At 31.2% G+C, this 18,945-nt stretch carries 14 protein-coding genes; 8 read left to right on the top strand and 6 right to left on the bottom strand.

All coding sequences use genetic code 11. The features are described 5' to 3' along the window. Positions 1-13 precede the first annotated feature (13 nt). The 5 genes from C1Y58_RS07270 to C1Y58_RS07250 all read right to left on the bottom strand — a co-directional run bounded on the left by C1Y58_RS07270 (position 14) and on the right by C1Y58_RS07250 (position 5,323). Positions 14-1,135, bottom strand: coding sequence for an ABC transporter permease (locus C1Y58_RS07270; RefSeq protein ID WP_105615348.1), 1,122 nt, complete (start codon positions 1,133-1,135; stop codon positions 14-16). Then, positions 1,128-2,321: an ABC transporter permease gene (locus C1Y58_RS07265; RefSeq protein WP_157949999.1), complete on the bottom strand. Its 1,194-nt coding sequence runs from the start codon at positions 2,319-2,321 to the stop codon at positions 1,128-1,130. The genes C1Y58_RS07270 and C1Y58_RS07265 overlap by 8 nt, the downstream gene beginning before the upstream one ends. A gap of 12 nt (positions 2,322-2,333) precedes the next feature. Continuing rightward, a complete protein-coding gene (locus C1Y58_RS07260; RefSeq protein WP_105615346.1) occupies positions 2,334-3,269 on the bottom strand; it encodes an ABC transporter ATP-binding protein in 936 nt (311 codons plus the stop codon). Positions 3,270-3,556: 287 nt separating this feature from the next. Next, on the bottom strand, positions 3,557-4,183 hold the full coding sequence (locus tag C1Y58_RS07255) for a response regulator transcription factor (RefSeq protein ID WP_207655722.1): 627 nt from the start codon (positions 4,181-4,183) through the stop codon (positions 3,557-3,559). Beyond that, positions 4,184-5,323, bottom strand: a complete 1,140-nt coding sequence (locus C1Y58_RS07250; RefSeq protein WP_105615345.1) for a sensor histidine kinase — start codon at positions 5,321-5,323, stop codon at positions 4,184-4,186. A 245-nt stretch (positions 5,324-5,568) separates the two neighbouring features. Between C1Y58_RS07250 and C1Y58_RS07245 the strand changes: the two genes are divergently transcribed. The 4 genes from C1Y58_RS07245 (at position 5,569) to C1Y58_RS07230 (ending at position 10,950) form a co-directional block, all read left to right on the top strand. Then, complete coding sequence (locus C1Y58_RS07245; protein ID WP_105615344.1) at positions 5,569-6,210, top strand: TetR/AcrR family transcriptional regulator; 642 nt, start codon at positions 5,569-5,571, stop codon at positions 6,208-6,210. Positions 6,211-6,324: 114 nt separating this feature from the next. Continuing rightward, positions 6,325-7,110: an SDR family NAD(P)-dependent oxidoreductase gene (locus C1Y58_RS07240; protein WP_105615343.1), complete on the top strand. Its 786-nt coding sequence runs from the start codon at positions 6,325-6,327 to the stop codon at positions 7,108-7,110. A gap of 124 nt (positions 7,111-7,234) precedes the next feature. After that, on the top strand, positions 7,235-8,092 hold the full coding sequence (locus C1Y58_RS07235; protein WP_105615342.1) for a pentapeptide repeat-containing protein: 858 nt from the start codon (positions 7,235-7,237) through the stop codon (positions 8,090-8,092). A gap of 227 nt (positions 8,093-8,319) precedes the next feature. Continuing rightward, positions 8,320-10,950: a protein kinase domain-containing protein gene (locus C1Y58_RS07230; protein WP_105615341.1), complete on the top strand. Its 2,631-nt coding sequence runs from the start codon at positions 8,320-8,322 to the stop codon at positions 10,948-10,950. 16 nt (positions 10,951-10,966) lie between these two features. Here the strand turns inward: C1Y58_RS07230 and C1Y58_RS07225 are convergent, their stop codons facing one another. Continuing rightward, complete coding sequence (locus C1Y58_RS07225; RefSeq protein ID WP_105615340.1) at positions 10,967-11,482, bottom strand: hypothetical protein; 516 nt, start codon at positions 11,480-11,482, stop codon at positions 10,967-10,969. An 853-nt stretch (positions 11,483-12,335) separates the two neighbouring features. Between C1Y58_RS07225 and C1Y58_RS07220 the strand changes: the two genes are divergently transcribed. The 4 genes from C1Y58_RS07220 (at position 12,336) to C1Y58_RS07205 (ending at position 18,906) form a co-directional block, all read left to right on the top strand. Beyond that, the gene (locus tag C1Y58_RS07220) at positions 12,336-13,766 is read left to right on the top strand and encodes a zinc ribbon domain-containing protein (RefSeq protein WP_105615339.1); all 1,431 of its coding nucleotides are present in this window, start codon (positions 12,336-12,338) and stop codon (positions 13,764-13,766) included. A gap of 34 nt (positions 13,767-13,800) precedes the next feature. Continuing rightward, entirely contained in the window at positions 13,801-15,162 is a 1,362-nt protein-coding gene (locus C1Y58_RS07215) for a hypothetical protein (RefSeq protein WP_105615338.1), read from the top strand. Positions 15,163-15,320: 158 nt separating this feature from the next. After that, the gene (locus C1Y58_RS07210) at positions 15,321-16,076 is read left to right on the top strand and encodes a zinc ribbon domain-containing protein (protein WP_105615337.1); all 756 of its coding nucleotides are present in this window, start codon (positions 15,321-15,323) and stop codon (positions 16,074-16,076) included. A 49-nt stretch (positions 16,077-16,125) separates the two neighbouring features. Next, a complete protein-coding gene (locus tag C1Y58_RS07205; RefSeq protein WP_105615336.1) occupies positions 16,126-18,906 on the top strand; it encodes an S-layer homology domain-containing protein in 2,781 nt (926 codons plus the stop codon). The last annotated feature ends 39 nt before the right edge of the window (positions 18,907-18,945 follow it).

The raw sequence follows: 18,945 nt of genomic DNA, 5'->3' as shown, positions 1-18,945 counted from the left end.
ATACGAACTTTTTTCATTCATTTAGGGGTTTTAATGTCTTAGTACCAAAGGTGGCAAAGGCAACACCAAACATAAGAATAACACCTACATTAAATAGTATAGTACTTAAAGGGGCACCTTGGAGTACTTTTTCTATAGAATCCATAACCCATTTCTGTGGAACGATATAAGCTATTTTATTAATAATATCAGGCATCATGGAGGATGGGATGAATGTACCTCCTAATATTGATGTTGGTATAATGATGCTAGAAAAAATTAATAACGGATTAAAATTGTTTTTTATTATACCTACCAAACCAATCCCAATCCCAATGGATGTTACTAAAAAAGCAAAAAGAATCAGAGCTAAACCTAGAAATTGCTTGTCAAACGGTATTTGGAATATGATTTTCAAAGTAATGAGAATAGGAATAAGTTGCAATAACCCCAGTACTAAGCTACCTAATAAGTTACCAGTTATAACTTCCCAATATTTAACTGGGTGAGTAAAAACTCTTGCTAAAGTCAATCTCTTTTTATCTTCTAGGAGAGAACCCATTGTTGTAATGATTAAAAGCATGATAAACGTGATGACAAAACCCATAGAGGGAAGGCGCTCTTCATAACTAACCTGTGTGGTATCTACACCAGCTATACGATAAGAAACATTTATAGGTGGATTTTTCAAACTTGCTATAAATTTAGGCAATAGTGTTTCATCAGCTAACTTGTTCATTACATAAAGGCTTGCAATATATTGATTGATGTTTCCTTTAAGATTTTCATAGTAAAGACTATGTTCAAAAGGGTAAAAGGTTATCTGAGTCAATTGGTTATTAGAAATATGACTAGTGAAATCAACAGGTATTAAAAATGTAAAGCTATAATCAGAAGGATTGGCGATATCTTTTTTTTCAATAGGTACTAATGTGATACTATCCTGTGAATTAATATAATCAATAAGCGATAATCCCAGATTACCTTGATCTAAATTGATATATCCTACATGAATTGGTTCTGAGTTTTGCTGTTCCCCAAGTACGGTCATCAACCCAATAATCAGTATGGGTAGCAATGTTAAGATAAGCAATTCTTTTTTATTTCTAAAGGCTCTTTTAATCATATTTCCTGTTATTAATAGACTATTATTCATAGGAAGCCCTCCTATTATAAGATACTAGACCTAGGGTCCAAAGAACTAATGCTAAGCATATCAACACCATTAAACTTCCTGTAATATCTTTTAATTCTCCTCCAATCATAAGGCTGGTAAAGGCATTAAAAGCCCAATGGTTAATGGTAAACTTACTAGCAGATTCTAATATCGGAGAACCTGTAAAACCACCGCTTACAAAAGCCATGAACCAGAATATGATAATGAGAACAGTAGTCAGAGCTCCGCTTGAACGCACTAGGTTGGAAAAAAGGATGCCTATTGCGGAAGCTATAAAAATTATTAGGAGGACTAAGATTGTAATACCAAAGTACTGTTGTCCCCAAGCCACATCAAATACAAAATAGGTAACTAAAATGATGCTTATTGCCTGTAAAATAGCAATAAAACTATTTCCGATAATCTTTCCTAATAAGTATTCGCTTTTTTTAACTTGAAAAGAAAAGATTCTTTTATATGTCTTGTTCTTTCTGTCATCCACTAGGCTACACCCTATACCCATTGATGAAGTTAATAGAAAGAAAACAAGCATACTAGCTGCAAAAAATTGAAAACTGTTAATAGGCTGTTGAATAGAATTAATAGACACTTCTTCCTTGATAAAGCTATTACCAAAATCATCAAAGACTTCATTAAAGGCTTTGGTTGTGTCGCTTTGAGACTTATTAGAATTTTGCTCTTGAATGACATCATTAAAAAGAAGTGGTGTATTCGTCCATAGGCTAAAGTTATTAACAAAAGCCTTGAGAGTGCTTTCTTCAATGGGATGGTTACCTGAGCCTATTAGTTGAATTTCAGTGGTCTCTCCATAAAGGATTAATGATGAGAAATTTTCAGGGATTATGATTGCAGCAGGGTATTCAGCAGCAGATATTGATTCTTCAATAGTTTTAATTGGCATTTCAATAACATTTAAGAAACCACTACCTTCATCATGAATAAAGCTATCAAAGGCAGCGCCAAAAGGTCCATCATCTTGATTATGATACAAGATAGAAAATTGATCAATGCCATTCTCAGCTACATCGAAAAGAGGTTGCATAATATTCCCCATGATAAAGACCATGAGAATAGGCATGATCAGATTAATAGCTAGAGCTATTGGGTTACGAAAACTGGTAAGCAGCTCTAATGATGTTATATGAAGAATGTTCTTATAATTCACTTTATCCACCTCCTAATCCCTTAATTTTCTACCAGTTAGCGATAAAAAGACAGTCTCAAGATCTGGTGTAGTTAGTTGTATTTCTCTGATTTGAACATTGTTTTTAGAGATGATAAAGAATACATCTTGGAGTACTGATTGCACGTTCTGAGCGATAATCTCAAGTAAATGATCCTTTGTATCAACACTCTTTATACCATGAAGCTTCTTCAAGTCCTCTACCAAATTATAATTTAGATTTAAGCAATCGATAATTATCTTCTCATTGTCATTGACAATCTTCCTGAGTTCTTCTTTTGAACCATTGGCAATCACTCGCCCATGATCCATAATTGCTATCTGATTACAAAGGTTTTCTACTTCCTCCATATAGTGACTGGTATAAACAATAGTTGAACCCATTTGGTTAAGTTTCTTAACGGACTCTAAAATATTATTTCTTGATTGAGGATCAATTCCAACAGTAGGCTCATCCATAATGATGATTTTAGGGTGATGAACGATAGAACAAGCAATGTTTAACCTACGTTTCATGCCACCAGAAAACTCTTTGGGATAATTACGAGCTTTTTCAGTGAGGCCAACAAATTCTAAGGCCTCATTAGTTCTTTCTTTCAATAACGTTCCCTTAAGACCTGATAACTTACCAAAGAAAGCTATATTTTCATATGCAGTAAGTGTATCGTAAAAGGCTATTTCTTGTGGAACTAAACCTAAATATTTTTTAGCTTCCAATGGATTATCTTTAATGTTAATGCCGTCGATATGGATATTTCCCTGATCCATTTTTAATAGACCACATATCATGTTGATAGTTGTACTTTTGCCAGCTCCATTGGGACCAAGTAAACCAAAAATGTCACCTCTTCGAATCTCTAAGTTCATATGATCAACTGCTATAGTGTTGCCATATTTTTTAGTTAAATCATTAATTTTAATAATAGCCAAAAGAATCATCCTTTCCTTTAATTTTCTCGAAACAATTCTTATGTTAATAGTATATTTAAATTTGAGTCGAAAGACTGGTAACTTCAATCACATTATAATAGTACAAAAGTACTATTATAATGTGACTCACATCACTTAAACATTGAATTATACGACTTTCCTACACTAGTACAAAAGTGATTAACACCACATTTAAACTTGAGATAGGAAAGTATGGTTCCTTGCGAGCAAAATGCGGACTTTCCAACACTATAAAAAAAGCAGCTAGGCTGCTTTCAAAAGAGTAACTAATTTTTTAAGTAGAATATTGCAATTTGGGTACGATCTCGTAAATCCAATTTTGTTAGAATTCCCGAGATATAGTTCTTAATCGTACTTTCCCCTAAGAATAATTTTTCAGAAATTTCCTTATTGGAGTATCCTTCACTTATCAACTGTATGATTTCTATTTCTCTTCCAGATAGATGATAGCTAGATAAATCCTTTTCTTTCTCTTGATAGAGCATGGAGGGGAGTTTTTCAGCTATTTCTGGATGAATAAGCATTGTTCCGCTATAAACCAGTTTGATTTGTTCACGTATCTTAGCCGAAGGCGTGTTTTTTAACAAGTAGCCATGAGCCCCATTTTTTAATGCTTGATAGATATATTCATCATCTTGAAAGGTTGTGAGTATAAGAATATGTACCTGAGGAAATGATTCTTTAATCTTCTTTGTTCCAATGATGCCATCACATACAGGCATCCTTATATCCATCAATATGACGTCTATTTTCTTTTCCATACAAAGTCTATAGGCTTCATCACCATTAGAGCATAAACCAACTACTTCAATATCTTCATCAAGTTCTAATATTAATTTTAAACTGTCTCTTATAAGAGCATCATCATCTGTTATGGCAACATGTATAGGCATTTACATAACCTCCCGTTTTGGTATTTTCATATGGATGCGAAATCCTTTATCTCCAGCATAAGTTATAGAACCTTCTACAATCTCCAATCTCTCTTCCATACCGCTTAATCCAAATCCCTTTTGTATATGGGTTGAACCTAAACCATCATCTTCAATTATTATTTGCATATCTTGGCTACTGTAGATAAGTTGAATATGAATATTCTTAGCATAACCATGTCGTACTGAATTGGTTAAAGCCTCTCTAATGTTTTTATAGATAACCAGCTCTATACTGGGATAGAGTTGATATGGCGTACCTTTTGTTAAAAACTCTACATTAACTCCTGTATCTCTTTCAAACTTTTCGATTAGTTCTTTAAGGGTCGTCATATGTGATTGAAAAGTTGTTGGACGTAATTTTCCAGCCGTTTGTCTAACATTTTCAATACTCTTATTGATGTTATCGTAAGCTGAGTTGAGTATTTCCATTCCCTTCTCTCCATCAATCGGTAGTAATTGAATAGACGCATCGACCTGTAATAAGATACCAGTAAGATCATGTCCGATTGAGTCATGAAGCTCTCTGGATATTCTATTACGTTCTTCCAGTTGCGCAACATTTTCCACTTGCTTTGTGTAACTTAGCAGACGAGCGCGAGTTGCTTCTAATTCGTAATTATATTTTCGTATCTGATCGTAAAGTACCTCTGTGTCCATTCTGGCATCTAATTCCTGTCGAAGTTGACGAAGTAGGAGATAAGTAATCAAATAAAATAGCAAGATTATAATAATCCATTCCAAAGAATACACAGGATATAAAGAATATAATAATGTTGAAGCGATTAGAACGAATATTAAATAGACCTCATCTTTAAGGCGCAAGACAGAATCAGTAATAGTAGTGAAGAGAATGATATAAATATATCCTCCTGTCAACGATTGCAGATAAAGTACTAGTAATACCTCTAAGAAGATGGAGATTAAAAAAAGTCGATTTTTAAGTATTTTTAGCCGTACTTGTGAATTTATAAAAATGACTAATGAAAGAAAGATAAATGCTAGGTACAGCGAACTGGATATGTGTAGTAGAGTTCCTATAATTGATCCTATCAACCATATGTACCTACACATTTCTAAATTATAAAGAGTCTTTCTCATTGGTACATCTCCTTAACAGTTATAATTTTATTTTGAACAGATTTACATTATTATACACCATGGGAAGGGATTAAACAATGACCTGTATTTTATTATGCAATATATTCATAATATCTTTACTAACAAACGTTAGTTTGTTATAATAAGATATCTTAAAATTTTAACAAAATAGTATAAAACACACAATATACTTAATATTATGTTAGTGATTTTAAAATTTAACTGGTTAACTAGAGGAGTTGTATATGAATAAAGAACAGTATTTTAGAGAGAAGATTAAAGTAACTAAGACTACAAAGGAAAAATTATTCTATAGTGGTGTCCTTTTGTTTTCAGAATATGGATATGCCAATGTTGGTATTCGAAAACTATGCAGGACAGTTAATATTAAAGAAAGTTCATTTTATAATCATTATAAAGGGAAAAAAGAGCTTTTTGATACGATCATGGACTATTTCGTTCAACAATATGAAGGTGTAATTTTAACAGAGAAGGAAATAGATCATATTGTAAGTTCAAAAGATATTGCATATTTCTTTAGATATAACATGGAAAAGTTTGGTAGAATTGCTGATGATAAACTTTACCTAACTATACTTCAAATTATTTTTATGGAATGTTTTGTGAATGAGAAAGCATTCGAAATAAACACACGAAATCTGTATCATATGAGAAAGGAGTATACAGAGATTATTCTTACTAGAATGATTGAAAATGGATCAATTAGAAATTGTGATGTGAAGTTAATAACAGCACAATTTTATTACGGTCTAATGGGACTTTTAAATGAGTTTTTACTACTTCACGTATGGGAACAAAATCAAGAAGAGATTATGAAAAAAATTCATGATCACATTGGCTTTTATATTGACTATTTAAAGGTATGATATAGGTTATGACAAGTTGTAGTAAAAGCGTGTAATAATTTATGGGATTTATATTGGTTATAGTGTGGGCGATTATATCATTATAGCAACAATTTATTAAAAGGGGACGATTGCATGAACATCCGTAACAAAGTCATCATTATAACTGGGGCTTCTTCTGGAATAGGGAGAGCAACGGCTTTAGCTTTAAGTAAGTACAAAAATACTATCATTATTGTTGCTAGACGAAAAGATAAGCTGGAGGATGTAGCAGAAATCATAAGAGATAATGGGAGTATCTGTCACTACTTTACTGGAGATGCACTTGATGAAAATTTCTGTAATGAGGTCGTAGATGAGGTTATAAAGATGTATGGAGTTATTGATCTAGCGATTCTTAATATTGGTATTGGACCCCCATCGAATACACTTCAAGCTTCGGCTATAAAGATAAAGCATTGTATGCAAATTAACTTTGATACATTTATTCATTTCTATGTACCTATTATGCACCAGATGAAAAAGCAAAGGACAGAATGTATGATTGCCCATATGAATTCTTTAGCATCTTTTTTTGGTATTCCAATGCAAGGAGATTATACAGCAGCAAAAGGAGCTGTTCGATTATTTATGCAAACTGCTCGAATGGAGTTGAAGCACTTTGGATTCAAAAACATACATATTCAAACAATTCATCCTGGCTTTGTTGATACAGAGGCTGTAAGAGATGATGGTATGCCTGCACCTTATGAGATTAGCAAAGAAAAGGCTGCGGGATACATTATAGAGGGAATTAAGAAGAACAAAAAAGAAAACATGTTCCCATTTAAAACGACTTTAGGGATAAGATTAGCAAGACGATGGTTACCAGAATGGTTAATTACCTGTGTTGTATTAAGTCAAACACCTTCTGATTACTAATACCAGACTTAAATTTTTAATAAACATAAGGAGACGATATATTATGTTTAATCTTATAGTATGTGTGGTCTAAAACAAATTTAAAATAGAATTGATTGTACTTATTTTTGAGGAGGGGTCTGATATGTTAGTAAGCAATCCTATAATTTCTGTGCTTTTCGAATATGGTTATGACGGTACTGAAAACATATTTGAATATTGGGTTGAACACAAGTCAGAGATAATTGATTATATCAGGAACGAAAAGCCTAGTTTACTTTTGAATAGTAGATTTTTAGAGGAATTTGAGATGAAGGTACGATGGGGATCACATTTAGGTGTATTAACAAAGTTTCAGATGAGGAAGGTATTTAGAAAAGCAGAAGAAGGAGCAATACTTGACTTCAAAGATATTGGATTTACCTATGGCCATCACAGATATAGCTTTGATGACCTTGGAACTGTACACTCTTTTAACGATAGTGGAGATTCAAACAAGACTGACTTCAGAGGGATTAGTATCTTAAAGAACAGTATAAAAAACGTCACCATAAAAAATGCAGATTTGTCTTATGCATCAATGGATGATACATCGTTTATTAACGTAAGTTTTCATAATTGCAATTTCAATCATGCAAGATTTTGTAATGCTGAACTAATAGACTGTACTTTTGATAATCAGTGTTCTTTGAATTATACTAATTTTTCAAGTGCTTTCATTCGAGCCGTCTTTGACGTTCCTATTGTTCAGCCAACTCTTACAAAGATACATAAAAGTGATATCTGGGATATATTGAGTAGAAGGGACCCACGGTGGAGAAATTTTACCGAGGTCTGGGGGATATCTTTTTATGAACAATGTCAAATGGAAAATGAGGATATTAGCCAGTACATACCTAATTTGCAAAAACTATTAGATAAAACTAATGAAAGTAAGAATGCTAATTGGCTAGAGCGATTAGCGTATAAAATACAATTATTATTGAAACCTCTTAATGTTTAAGCGATTATGACCCCCTTCTTATTATTTAAGCAAGGGGGTCTATGGTCTGATTGACTTGTTTTTAACGAATTGATATAATTGTAGTGAATTTGTGATATTTAAAGCCTAGGCAGAAAAATATTGACGTGAATAAAATGGATATGAATATCTGAGCTTTATATATCTACACAATGAAGTAACTTGAATAGTTTGAAAATAGAAAATTGCTAGTGTTATTGGGGGAAAGTATGATTGATCAGGGGATGCTAAAAAAAATAGCTAAAGAAAATAGATACAGAATTGAAAATAGTGAAGCTTTAGCACAGGGATATTTACTTAATAATAAATATGAGATATGCTATGTAATGTATTCAGGTGATAATGGTTTTGTATATAGGGCTAGAAATAGCTTTACAAAGGATTATGTTGCTATTAAAGAGTTTTATCCACGGGATAATATTGAATATGGTGATCAGTTAATAAGATTAAGAAGAAATAAAATCAGTCAAGCAGTAGAACTGGATTCTTTTACACCAAAGAAGTATGAACTGTATATGACACTTTTGAATCGTTTTTTACAAGAGGCTGAGCAATTAAAAGAGTTATCGATAAATAAATATGTTATAGATGTTAATGATTGCTTTGAAACTAATAATACTGGCTATATTGTTCTTGACTATATTGATTATCCAACATTAAGTGAACTAATAACATCAGAAGAGTTAATAACAGCCCAAGACACTATAGAGATATATATGCTTCTGTTGACGGCTGTTGAAGAAATTCATCACGCTGGAATTATTCACCGTGATATTAAGCCTAGTAATTTATTTGTTATGCCAGATAAGATTGTTATTGGAGACTTTGGTATTTCTAAATATAAACAAGACATTAATAAGAGTAATACAATTTGTTATTCCGAAGTCTATGCATCTCCTGAGCAGAAAATAGGATCGAATACTCAAGGGACTTGGTCAGACATATATTCATTAGGTAAAATTCTTGAATACTTAATCTTTCATTTAGGTTATAAAAATGACATCAATCTTAGAACGAAGGAAGAGGCATATGAACTTGGCTTAAATCTAATCAATGAAACTGTTGATAGAAATAAGATAAATGCTATAATTTCTAAATCCTGTGAAGAATCTCCTAAATCACGAATACAGAATATAAATGAAGTAAAAGAAATAATTGGTAAACGCCATAAGCGTATGCCTATAAAAATGATTATATTATCCATTATTGCAATATTTACAGTCGGATTATTATTTTATATACTAGTTCAAAAAGATGGAAAAATAACAAATACTAATAATGATTTGAATATCAGTAAAACTGTAAGTACATATATTCAAAATAATAGTGTACGTGGAGATACGAATGATAAGCCAATTATGGGTAATGAGATTAAAGATACGGATGAAAAGCAAAGTATAAGTACCGAGAGTAAAGATGCAGATGATAAGCTAAGCATAGGTAACGAAAGTGAAGATGCAGATGATATGCTAAGCATAGGTAACGAAAGTGAAGATGCAGATAATAAGCCAAGTATAGGTAATGAGTATAAGGATACGGATGAAACCCCAAGTATAGGTATCCAGAGTGAAGATGCATATGAAGAGCCAAGTATGGGTAACGAAAGTGAAAATACAGATAATAAGCCAAGTATAGATAATGAAAGTGAAGATCCAGAGGATAAGCCAGATAATGAGATTAAAGATGAAGTCATAAATACCGAAGAAGTTACATTTATTACATCACAGAATAGAAATTTTGATTTTACTGATACAAAGTTAGTTGAATGGTCAAACCCACATGATTTTCCAGGATATATTGTGTGCGTTATGAATACTTCGACATGGCAAATTGAGACGCCACAATTCTATGTGAATGGAACGAGTTTCGATTTGGATACATTAGGATTAAACCCTGCCAATTATCGACTGATGCTTTTTGTTACAGATCCGAATAATAAATTTGCTTATATGAAGTACTTTGATTTTGTGGTTAGTGAACCTATAGATAAAAAATTATTAAGCCCTGTGGAACTTGATACAGACTTCTACTCTTATAATATATCTGATGATAAATACATTGATTTCTATGCTAATAATGATGACTTAACTTATGTAGTTTCTTTAATCGATTACTATGGTCCTAATAAAATTACAACCCATGAAATAAGTGAGCAAAGAGTTAATATAAATGATTTAATAAATAAAAGTGGGTATTATTCCTTGATTATTCAGTCTAAAAGTGATAAAGAAATTTCACAGTATGCTAAATCAGATATCTCAATAGTTGAAGATAATATTCCCAAAAGAGCTACTTTTAACATAAGAAATAATAGTATTTTTCCTTATAATGGTGAAAAGAAATTAGAGTGGGATAATATGGATGACCCTAAAGAGATATATATGGTACTTTATCATATAGTCTCAGGACAAACTATCAAAAAGAGTTTTAATGGAGATATAACTAATATTGATTTAGATTCATTAGAATTAAATATGGGTGCCTACGAATGTACTTTAAGTTATCTTAAAGACCATACTATGTCACCATTATCAAAGGTCAATTTTGCGGTATTACCACCATACCTTCCGGCAGTCATGATAAATAATAATGAAAAATTAGAATGGAATAATGCAGAGGATATATTATTATCATGGTCTCCGGCAGAGAAGGCTAATAATTATTTCATAAACTTTTATAAAGTAAGTTCTCTGGAACTAATAGCTAGTTTAACAACAAATGAATTATTCATTGATTTTTCTGAAACCCTTGAAAAAGGTACTTATCAAGTAGAAATTTACTATGAAGATAAAAGAGGTAACGAATCTGAGAAAAACATTTTTGAGATTGTTATAAAGTAGGTGAACACGGTCATTCTTAAAATAGAGTCTCGATTTTACTATCAGATAACAATTGATTGACCTCTTCTAGAGTATATGAGCAAGAAAGAGCATAACGTATACATTTGGTTAAGTTTGACGCCAGTGGTGAATCTAGTCGTGGATAATTTAGACTTTCCAGAAATAGATTGGCGTGTTCAAGGCTCATTTTATAAAAAATAATCAGTATGTAAGCATTTTTCTGGTGAATTGACTTTGGTTTTTTAAAACTTTCATGCTTTGGATTTATTATGAAATAGTGATCAAGATTATTAGGCAGACCATACTTTAACTTCATATAATTAAAACTAAGAGGTTTAGTACCTTTTGCATCCATCTCGGCTAGATATTTTAGATGGTATTGATTTAATATAATCTTATAGTAAGGTGGAGCCTCAGGAGAATCTTCAATGGTCGTGAATTGGAGATTCTTTTTTATATTATAAATTCTTGTCTTACCATAATGATTTGTTTTGCTGTCTTTTTTAAAGAGATCATTGTCATAGTAGCTCAAAATAATTCCTCCAAGAAATAAACTTAAAAGATGAAAAAGCGTCACATATGTGCACATATAATTATATAAAAATAATACCAAAAGGTACATAGTAATTCAACAAAAATCTCCACTAGCAATGGAGGTTTTTTATTATACACTGTGTTATGCTGTCTATGATATTCAAAAAGTGAGTAATGAAAATAGAACTAAGATTTTATTTAAGTTAATTAGGGGATTAGAGTTTCAGTATGTACTAAGATAATGAGGGAGGAAAATTAATCAAAGATGAAGCAAGATCTAAAATAACTCATGTAGGCGTAATAACAAATAGATAAATAACTTAAGAGGTTCTTACTTAAGAAAAGTTAGTGTAATATGGGAGATTTATATAAAACACTCTCGCCAATTTTATTGGGGGGGTGTTTTTATGTACTTTTTGAGTACTCATAGACTATAAATATCTCCATTAGTGATGGAGGTTTTTTGTTAGGAAGTATGTTATTCTGCTGAAAGGGATGTTATCTGCCGGTATGTAACTTGACAAAAAGTAAAGAATATCTAGTAATCTAACACTATATCAAGTGGCTATTCTAATTTTTTGTGGGGTAGTCTTCTTGTTATGTCCCAATTCCATGAACCATATTTCAGATTAATCAGATCTAATAATCATATGTTCTTAACTAATGTTGATTAACTCTTTGATAGAGAAACAGAATGAGTAATTGTAGAGGTTGCAATGCTGTTATACGGATATATGAGAAGCTTTGGACAGTATAATAGTAACCGGGAAATGGTTAAGTATTATAAGACAGAATTGTCTTTTAATAGTATAAAGAGTATAAACAATTAATAAATTTATGGGGTGGTAATCATGAAAAAGTGTACTAAATGTAATGAAGCAAATGTTGAAGAAGCGATATTTTGTAATAATTGTGGAGCTAGGCTAGAGCTAGACAAAAATGAGAAAGGTACAAATGATACTTTAAGCTCAGAGAAACAAAAGACAGAAGAAATAAGTGACGACATGCAATCTGGAGATGATAAAGAGACTACTGAAAACAATGGGATTAACGAAAATAAAGTCAGTAATAAAATTAATGAAATTATGAATAACTTAAAAGAAGTCCTTGAGAAATTAAACTTCAGCAAGTGGTATATTATACCAAGTGGTTTAGTAGCAATTATTATTATAGGATTTTTAATATCTCATCTTGTTATATCATCAAATCCAGTATACAGAACCCTATATGGTCTCAATAAGTTTGTTTCACAGAATAAATATGATTTAACAATGTCTTTAGAAACAAATTTGGATAATTCCTTAGATGAATTAACAAAAGAAATAGATAATAAATTTAAAATATCTATTGATAAGAGAAAAGGAACGATGGCAGGTGCCTACGAAACACAATATAACAATGAAAAGATTATAGATTTTGTTCTACTAGCACAAGAGGGGGTTCTATATTTTGATGTACCTGAAGTACTTGAAGATGATGAATATCTCTATTATGAATTAGAAGATATTGCATCTGAGGAGTCTTTCGATTCAATAGGAAAATATATTGATATGATCGATATTAAAGGATTGGATACTAGAATCTATGCTGATGCAATTTATGAAGCAACAGAAAGTGATTTGGATAAAAAATTCAATGAAGTAACATTTGAACTTGAGAGTGATACGATTATAGATATGATGGAAGAGATATTAGAAACAGCAGAAGATGACGAAAAATTAGCTAGCTGGATTCAAAAGAATGGTAAAAAAGTCTTTAACGAAATGATAGAAGATGATTTTGAATGGGGCTATATGGATGATGATGTTTGGGAGGAAATGCTGGACATCATTGATGATAAAGATTTTGAAGATGATTTTGCTGATGGGCTGGAAGAAATGGTAGATGCTTTCAAACAAGATAAAGAGTATTATGAGGATGAAGAATTCGAACTCACAGTTACTGTCACCTTTGATATATTCAATCGTATTAAAACAGTCGTTATAGAGCCAGAAGCTTATGATGAGAGTTTCACTTTAACTATTGAAAATGGTAAAGGCTATCGTCCGGTTAGAAAATACTCAACAAGAGATGGAGAAGATATTGAAAAAATGGACATAGAGGATCAATATGAGTTAGTTGAGGATATTGTGGACTACTTAGATGATTATGTTAAAGAGAATGATGATTTAGAAGACTTCTTTGAAGATTTAGCAGAAGATAATTATTTTATTGATCAGGAAGAACTAATAAAGGCTATGATAGAAGAACTGATGCAAGAGATATTTTGGACGTTTATGTAAATATAATCAATGAAACGCAATATGGAGGGATTATATGTTTTGTGTAAAATGCGGAAAAGAAATTGATACTACGGAAGAACTATGTACAGTATGTCAATATAAAGTAAATGGAAATACAGATTCTCAAGAAGATCAGCATAGTGATCAAGTTAATTTTGAGGAGAATAAGGAAGTTAAGGAAAGTAAGGTTATTAGTAGAGTAGGTACCTTATTTTCAATAGGGTTATTGCAGATAATATTTTACTTTGTTCCAGTAATACCAAGTACATATGCGCGGGTTAGTATGTTTGATATTCTTAAAAGAATACCGTCAAGTGGTTTTTCAATGGAACTCCACGAGTATTTTTATGAAGAGTTAAGAGTGTTAACAGAGTTTATTAATGGGTATGATACAGGATTTTTTTACTTGCCAATATTATCAATTATTTATGCTGTGGTTGTAGTTCTTTTGTTTATTGCTTTAGCTGGTTTTGCTTTTAATAAAAAGGGTTTGTTTTTAGTATGTTTTAGAATCAGTGCGATCTTTACCGTCTTTGTCTCACTTATAATCATAGGCATCAATGGACTTTTTGTAATGGAACTGAATATTGATGATATGTTACTAGTTTTAGATAGTATGTTCAGCTGCATAATTTTTTGTTTAGCTTTTGCAATTTTATCACTTAGTGGTTTAATTATAGCATGTTTTAAAATTAATAAAATAGCATTAATAAATCAAGAGTTTAGTTTATTCGCATATTTTAATAATTACAAATTTACAGCAAAAATTATACTAACCATATTTGTATGCGTGATTTTATTATTAAATATCGGATTTTTTTACAAGTCTATTAATTATGTACGACCAATGCAAAAAACTGAATGTGAAATCATAGATTTGGATGAGATTAAAATAAAACGTACCTTCTATGATGATGATTTTAAACGCTATGAAGATAGAATGGAAGAAGTTTATGACTATTATGAAGACATCTTTGATGATGAAGGAATAGATGTAAATATTGATATGAAACATATATTCCCTAACAAGGTAATTACTACTGTGGAATGGGAAGGATTAAAGGGTAATTTTGAAAATTATAACTATGGGATGATGGATGAACTAACATACCATATGCCACTATCGATAAAGGTAGAAGATTTTAAAGAGGAGAACCCTGATTTTGAATCTGTCCTCAGGGAGCGTTTCTATAATATAGATAGTGATGATAAAATCAAGCGTTCCGTTGCCGAGGATCTAGATAATGAATACATAGTACGCATACCTTTTCAAGGTTATGTTACTTTTAAGAATAATGATGTCTTGTACATAGATAGTCCTAAAGATGTTGGATATTTTAAAATATCTAATAATACGTATTATTTTTATTATGGAGCTTACGTTATTATTGATTAATTGTATGTCGTAGATTAAAGTGCTATGAGTATCGCATAGAGGGGAGAGGTGAAGACCTCTTCCCAAAATATCTGGAAAGATATTAATGCTTGTAAATATAGGTTTAATAATCATTAATGCATAAGGAGTTAAACCTAATATAATGTTGGAGGCGCAAAATGTATTGTATAAAATGCGGTGGTAAAATTGACGACAATAATAATTTTTGTATTAAATGTGGAACTAAAATAAAAGGTAACATAAAGACTAAAAATCAAAACAAAGAAACTGCTATGCTAATACCTGAAAAAGAGGCTATAAAAGACTTTGAGGGAATGAATCAAACAAAGAAAACCAAGAAATTAAAGACTATAAGAGAAAAAAAGAAGACAAAGAAGATAGTTATCACATGGAGTATTATCATTAGCTTAGGACTTATAGCAGGAAGTATATATTATATAAGTCTATCAAAGTTAGTTGAGACCTCAGCTGGATATGTGAAATATATAGATAAAATGCAGATCGAAGCAGGGATAGAATTAATCATAGAAATAGAAGAGAGAATAGGTAGAATTGATGTTAATGATAAAGACTACATAACTGAAGCAGAAGAGATATTAATAGAGCATAGAGGAGCATTAGAAGTTACTATTAATGATATTAATGGGCTAAAGACAAAAAACGAAGAAGTTAATACAATAAATGAAATGCTGATTCAATGGTGTAATAAAAAATATTTAATTAATGAATATAGTAAAGAATTGTTAGAAATGACAAAAGATCTTGAGAGCATTGAAGCTGATGGAGCCTTAGAGGAAGCATATAGTAACATCGTAGAAAAGACTTTAGTAGTTAATACTCTTGAACAAGAAGCTCAACATCTATTAGGTAATTGGAATATAGCTATGCAAGAGCAAAAAATCGAATATCAGTAAGCCTGTAATATGTTTTAAGGTTATTGATAAGAAGAGAGAGGAGAAAAAAATGATTTATAGTAGAATCACGAGCTTCGTATTACTTTTTGTACTTTTATTTACTTTGATTAATACATCATCCATAGACATTATAGCTGCTACAGATATGGTCTTTGAAATAGAAGCATCTTCAGTATTAGAAGAAGAAGTTAATGGTGAAGATGTTGTATATGAACCAGTCAATATTTCTGATAATAATGTTAATACTGCATGGGTAGAAGGTGGATCAGGAAATGGAGAAGGCGAATGGGTTTATATTAACAGTAATTCTTCATTTGATTTAGCTAGTCTTCAAATAATTAATGGATATGCTAAAAGTGAAAGCTTATATTATAAAAATAATAGAGCCTTGAGAATAAGAGTTGAAGCTTCCAATGGACAAGTCAGAGAAGTCAATCTAATGGATGGGATTATGGACTTTCAGAACATCGAGTTGGGATTTGAAAATATTAAAGGAGTACGACTCTACTTTACAGAAGTTATTAATGGCACAATGTATAATGATTTATGTATAAGTGAAATCAAGTTTAATAATCAATATTTAAATCTTCAAAAGAGCTCAAGTGGGGACTATGATTCTAAGGAAACATGTGATCAAGTATTAACCAGCATTTTAAACCGAATTTCAGATGGTAACAAGATTATAGAAACTTATTATACAGAATCTAATGGTTTAATAATTAGTTGTAATTATTATGAAAATAATGGTAAAATTGTATTGGTACATGTATACGATTCTTGGTCAGATAGGTATTACTATTTTAATGAATCTGGAGAACTTATATATTACTACGATGTTGATACCAAACCTTCCTTTCATCAAGTTTTTTTTGTTAATGGTAAAATGTTAGCATCAATAGATGAAGATGGGTATAACGCAAACGAGCAAATAAAATATTGGTTCAATAATAGGGCAGAATTTGAGAAACTTGAAAAGGAATATAATGAATCTGCCAAAAAATTATTAACTGGAGAAGTAATTAAAGATGATACAACAGCTTATACGTTACTACAAAACTATAACAATTGTTCAAATACAATTGAGATAAATAATGAAATAGGATCACAATTAAGTTATTTTGATAAAAACCTTGAAACAACTATTCGACAAGAACTAGGAAAAGTTAGTGGTAATATCTTAGAAGAAGAGCTAGCAACAATAACAAGTCTTAATGCTTCCGGTATGAATATAAAAAGTGTAGAAGGACTTGATAAGCTTAAAAACTTAAAGACATTGAATATAAGCTATAATGCTATTGAAAATACTGAACCATTTAAAAGCTTAACTAATCTTGAAGCTATTAATATAACTGAGAGTATTGCAAACGAAAAAGAACTTGCTTCAATAGTTGATTACTTTGAATCAGGAGATGTGGATGTTATATGGCAAAGTGATGTTGATCAAACGGATGCTATTCAAGCATTAAAAGATAAGTTTGATAGTGATACAATAGAAGAGTTGACGAAAGAAGCAGAGAAGATCATAAGAGAAACTGGGGCACTAAAATTAGAATCTGAAGATAACAAGCTTATGATCAATACATCCTTGATAGACGCAGAAATTGCAACAGCTATAGAAATGAAGAATCAAATAGAGTCGATGTTAAAAGAAGATGATGTGACATTAGATAGAAAAATAGAAGCCATTATAGAAATAGAATTTGGATCATTAGAGGAAGACAAAACTATTGAACTAACTTTTTCAAATAATCTCAGTGAAATAAAAGATGTTGATAAGATTAATGTTAATACAGGAGGTGTTATCCTATCGGTAACTCCTAATCAAATCGAAAAAGCAACAAAAAATAATGGTATTCTGAAGATCGAATTAGACTATAAAGAAGCTATAGTTACCAATGAAGTTGTAGCAGATGTTGAAACCTTTATAGAAGACGATAGTGTATCGGGGATTAAAAAGCTTATGAACGATGTTAAAGTAATTAGCAGAGCTACGATAGCTAATACTAGCGACAATGCGAATAAAATTATTTTAGCTGCTGAGACCATAGAGCAAACATTCAATACAACTATCTACACAATTCATATTAATAATGGAGCAGGTATGTCTGATGGTAAACTTGGTTTAAGTCTTGTTTCGGATGACAACAAATACAATTGTGTTTTCAAGAATACTGATGGTCTAGAAGAGGCTATGGGTGGAAGGTATGATGAAGAAACAGGTAAAATGGCTGTTAGTATAGATGATAGTGGTGATTATTATGTCATCAACAATAAAAAGAGTTTTGAAGATATAGAAGGGTTAACAACAGCAGAAAAAGAAGCCATAAAAATAATTGCATCCAAAGAAATACTATCAGGTGAAGAAGGAAAATTTAATCCTGATGAAAAAGTTAATAGGGCAGAATTAACGACAGCTTTAATCAAGATGGCTTATTTGCATAATAAGAATGCAGAAAGTGATTTCGTCGATGTAGAAGAAAGTGCATGGTACTATCCATACATATCATCCTCAGAAGAAATCGGTGTTGTATCAGGTTATGATGATAATACCTTTAGACCGGATCATGCTATATTAAAAGTAGAATTAACTAAACTCAATGCTGCATTATTATCCTATTGCAAAGGTTATAAATATCCTGAACAAAAGGAGATTTATCTTAGCATGTACAGTAATCCAGATGAAATAGAAGAATGGGCTTTAGATTATGTAGCATTGGCAACAAGAGAAGGTATAGTGGTACCCAATATAGATCAACTATTTGATGGAGAAAAAGAAATATCAAGAGTAGAGGCTGCTATGATGTTATATCGATTGTATAAGAAACTGTAATAATAAAGGATACATGCAAAGCGAGTTGATATAAAACTA

Origin of the sequence: Vallitalea okinawensis (assembly GCF_002964605.1) — a bacterium.
GTDB classification, from domain to species: Bacteria; Bacillota; Clostridia; order Lachnospirales; family PQDH01; genus Vallitalea_A; species Vallitalea_A okinawensis.
This window is presented reverse-complemented; position numbering and strand designations above follow the sequence as displayed.

Excerpts from the sequence above, each read along its gene's own strand:
- C1Y58_RS07235 (WP_105615342.1), top strand. The coding sequence starts at position 7,235 with ATGTTAGTAAGCAATCCTATAATTTCTGTGCTTTTCGAATATGGTTAT.
- C1Y58_RS07240 (WP_105615343.1), top strand. The coding sequence starts at position 6,325 with ATGAACATCCGTAACAAAGTCATCATTATAACTGGGGCTTCTTCTGGA.
- C1Y58_RS07215 (WP_105615338.1), top strand. The coding sequence starts at position 13,801 with ATGTTTTGTGTAAAATGCGGAAAAGAAATTGATACTACGGAAGAACTA.
- C1Y58_RS07220 (WP_105615339.1), top strand. The coding sequence starts at position 12,336 with ATGAAAAAGTGTACTAAATGTAATGAAGCAAATGTTGAAGAAGCGATA.
- C1Y58_RS07205 (WP_105615336.1), top strand. The coding sequence starts at position 16,126 with ATGATTTATAGTAGAATCACGAGCTTCGTATTACTTTTTGTACTTTTA.
- C1Y58_RS07270 (WP_105615348.1), bottom strand. The coding sequence starts at position 1,135 with ATGAATAATAGTCTATTAATAACAGGAAATATGATTAAAAGAGCCTTT.
- C1Y58_RS07245 (WP_105615344.1), top strand. The coding sequence starts at position 5,569 with ATGAATAAAGAACAGTATTTTAGAGAGAAGATTAAAGTAACTAAGACT.
- C1Y58_RS07255 (WP_207655722.1), bottom strand. The coding sequence starts at position 4,183 with ATGCCTATACATGTTGCCATAACAGATGATGATGCTCTTATAAGAGAC.
- C1Y58_RS07210 (WP_105615337.1), top strand. The coding sequence starts at position 15,321 with ATGTATTGTATAAAATGCGGTGGTAAAATTGACGACAATAATAATTTT.
- C1Y58_RS07250 (WP_105615345.1), bottom strand. The coding sequence starts at position 5,323 with ATGAGAAAGACTCTTTATAATTTAGAAATGTGTAGGTACATATGGTTG.
- C1Y58_RS07230 (WP_105615341.1), top strand. The coding sequence starts at position 8,320 with ATGATTGATCAGGGGATGCTAAAAAAAATAGCTAAAGAAAATAGATAC.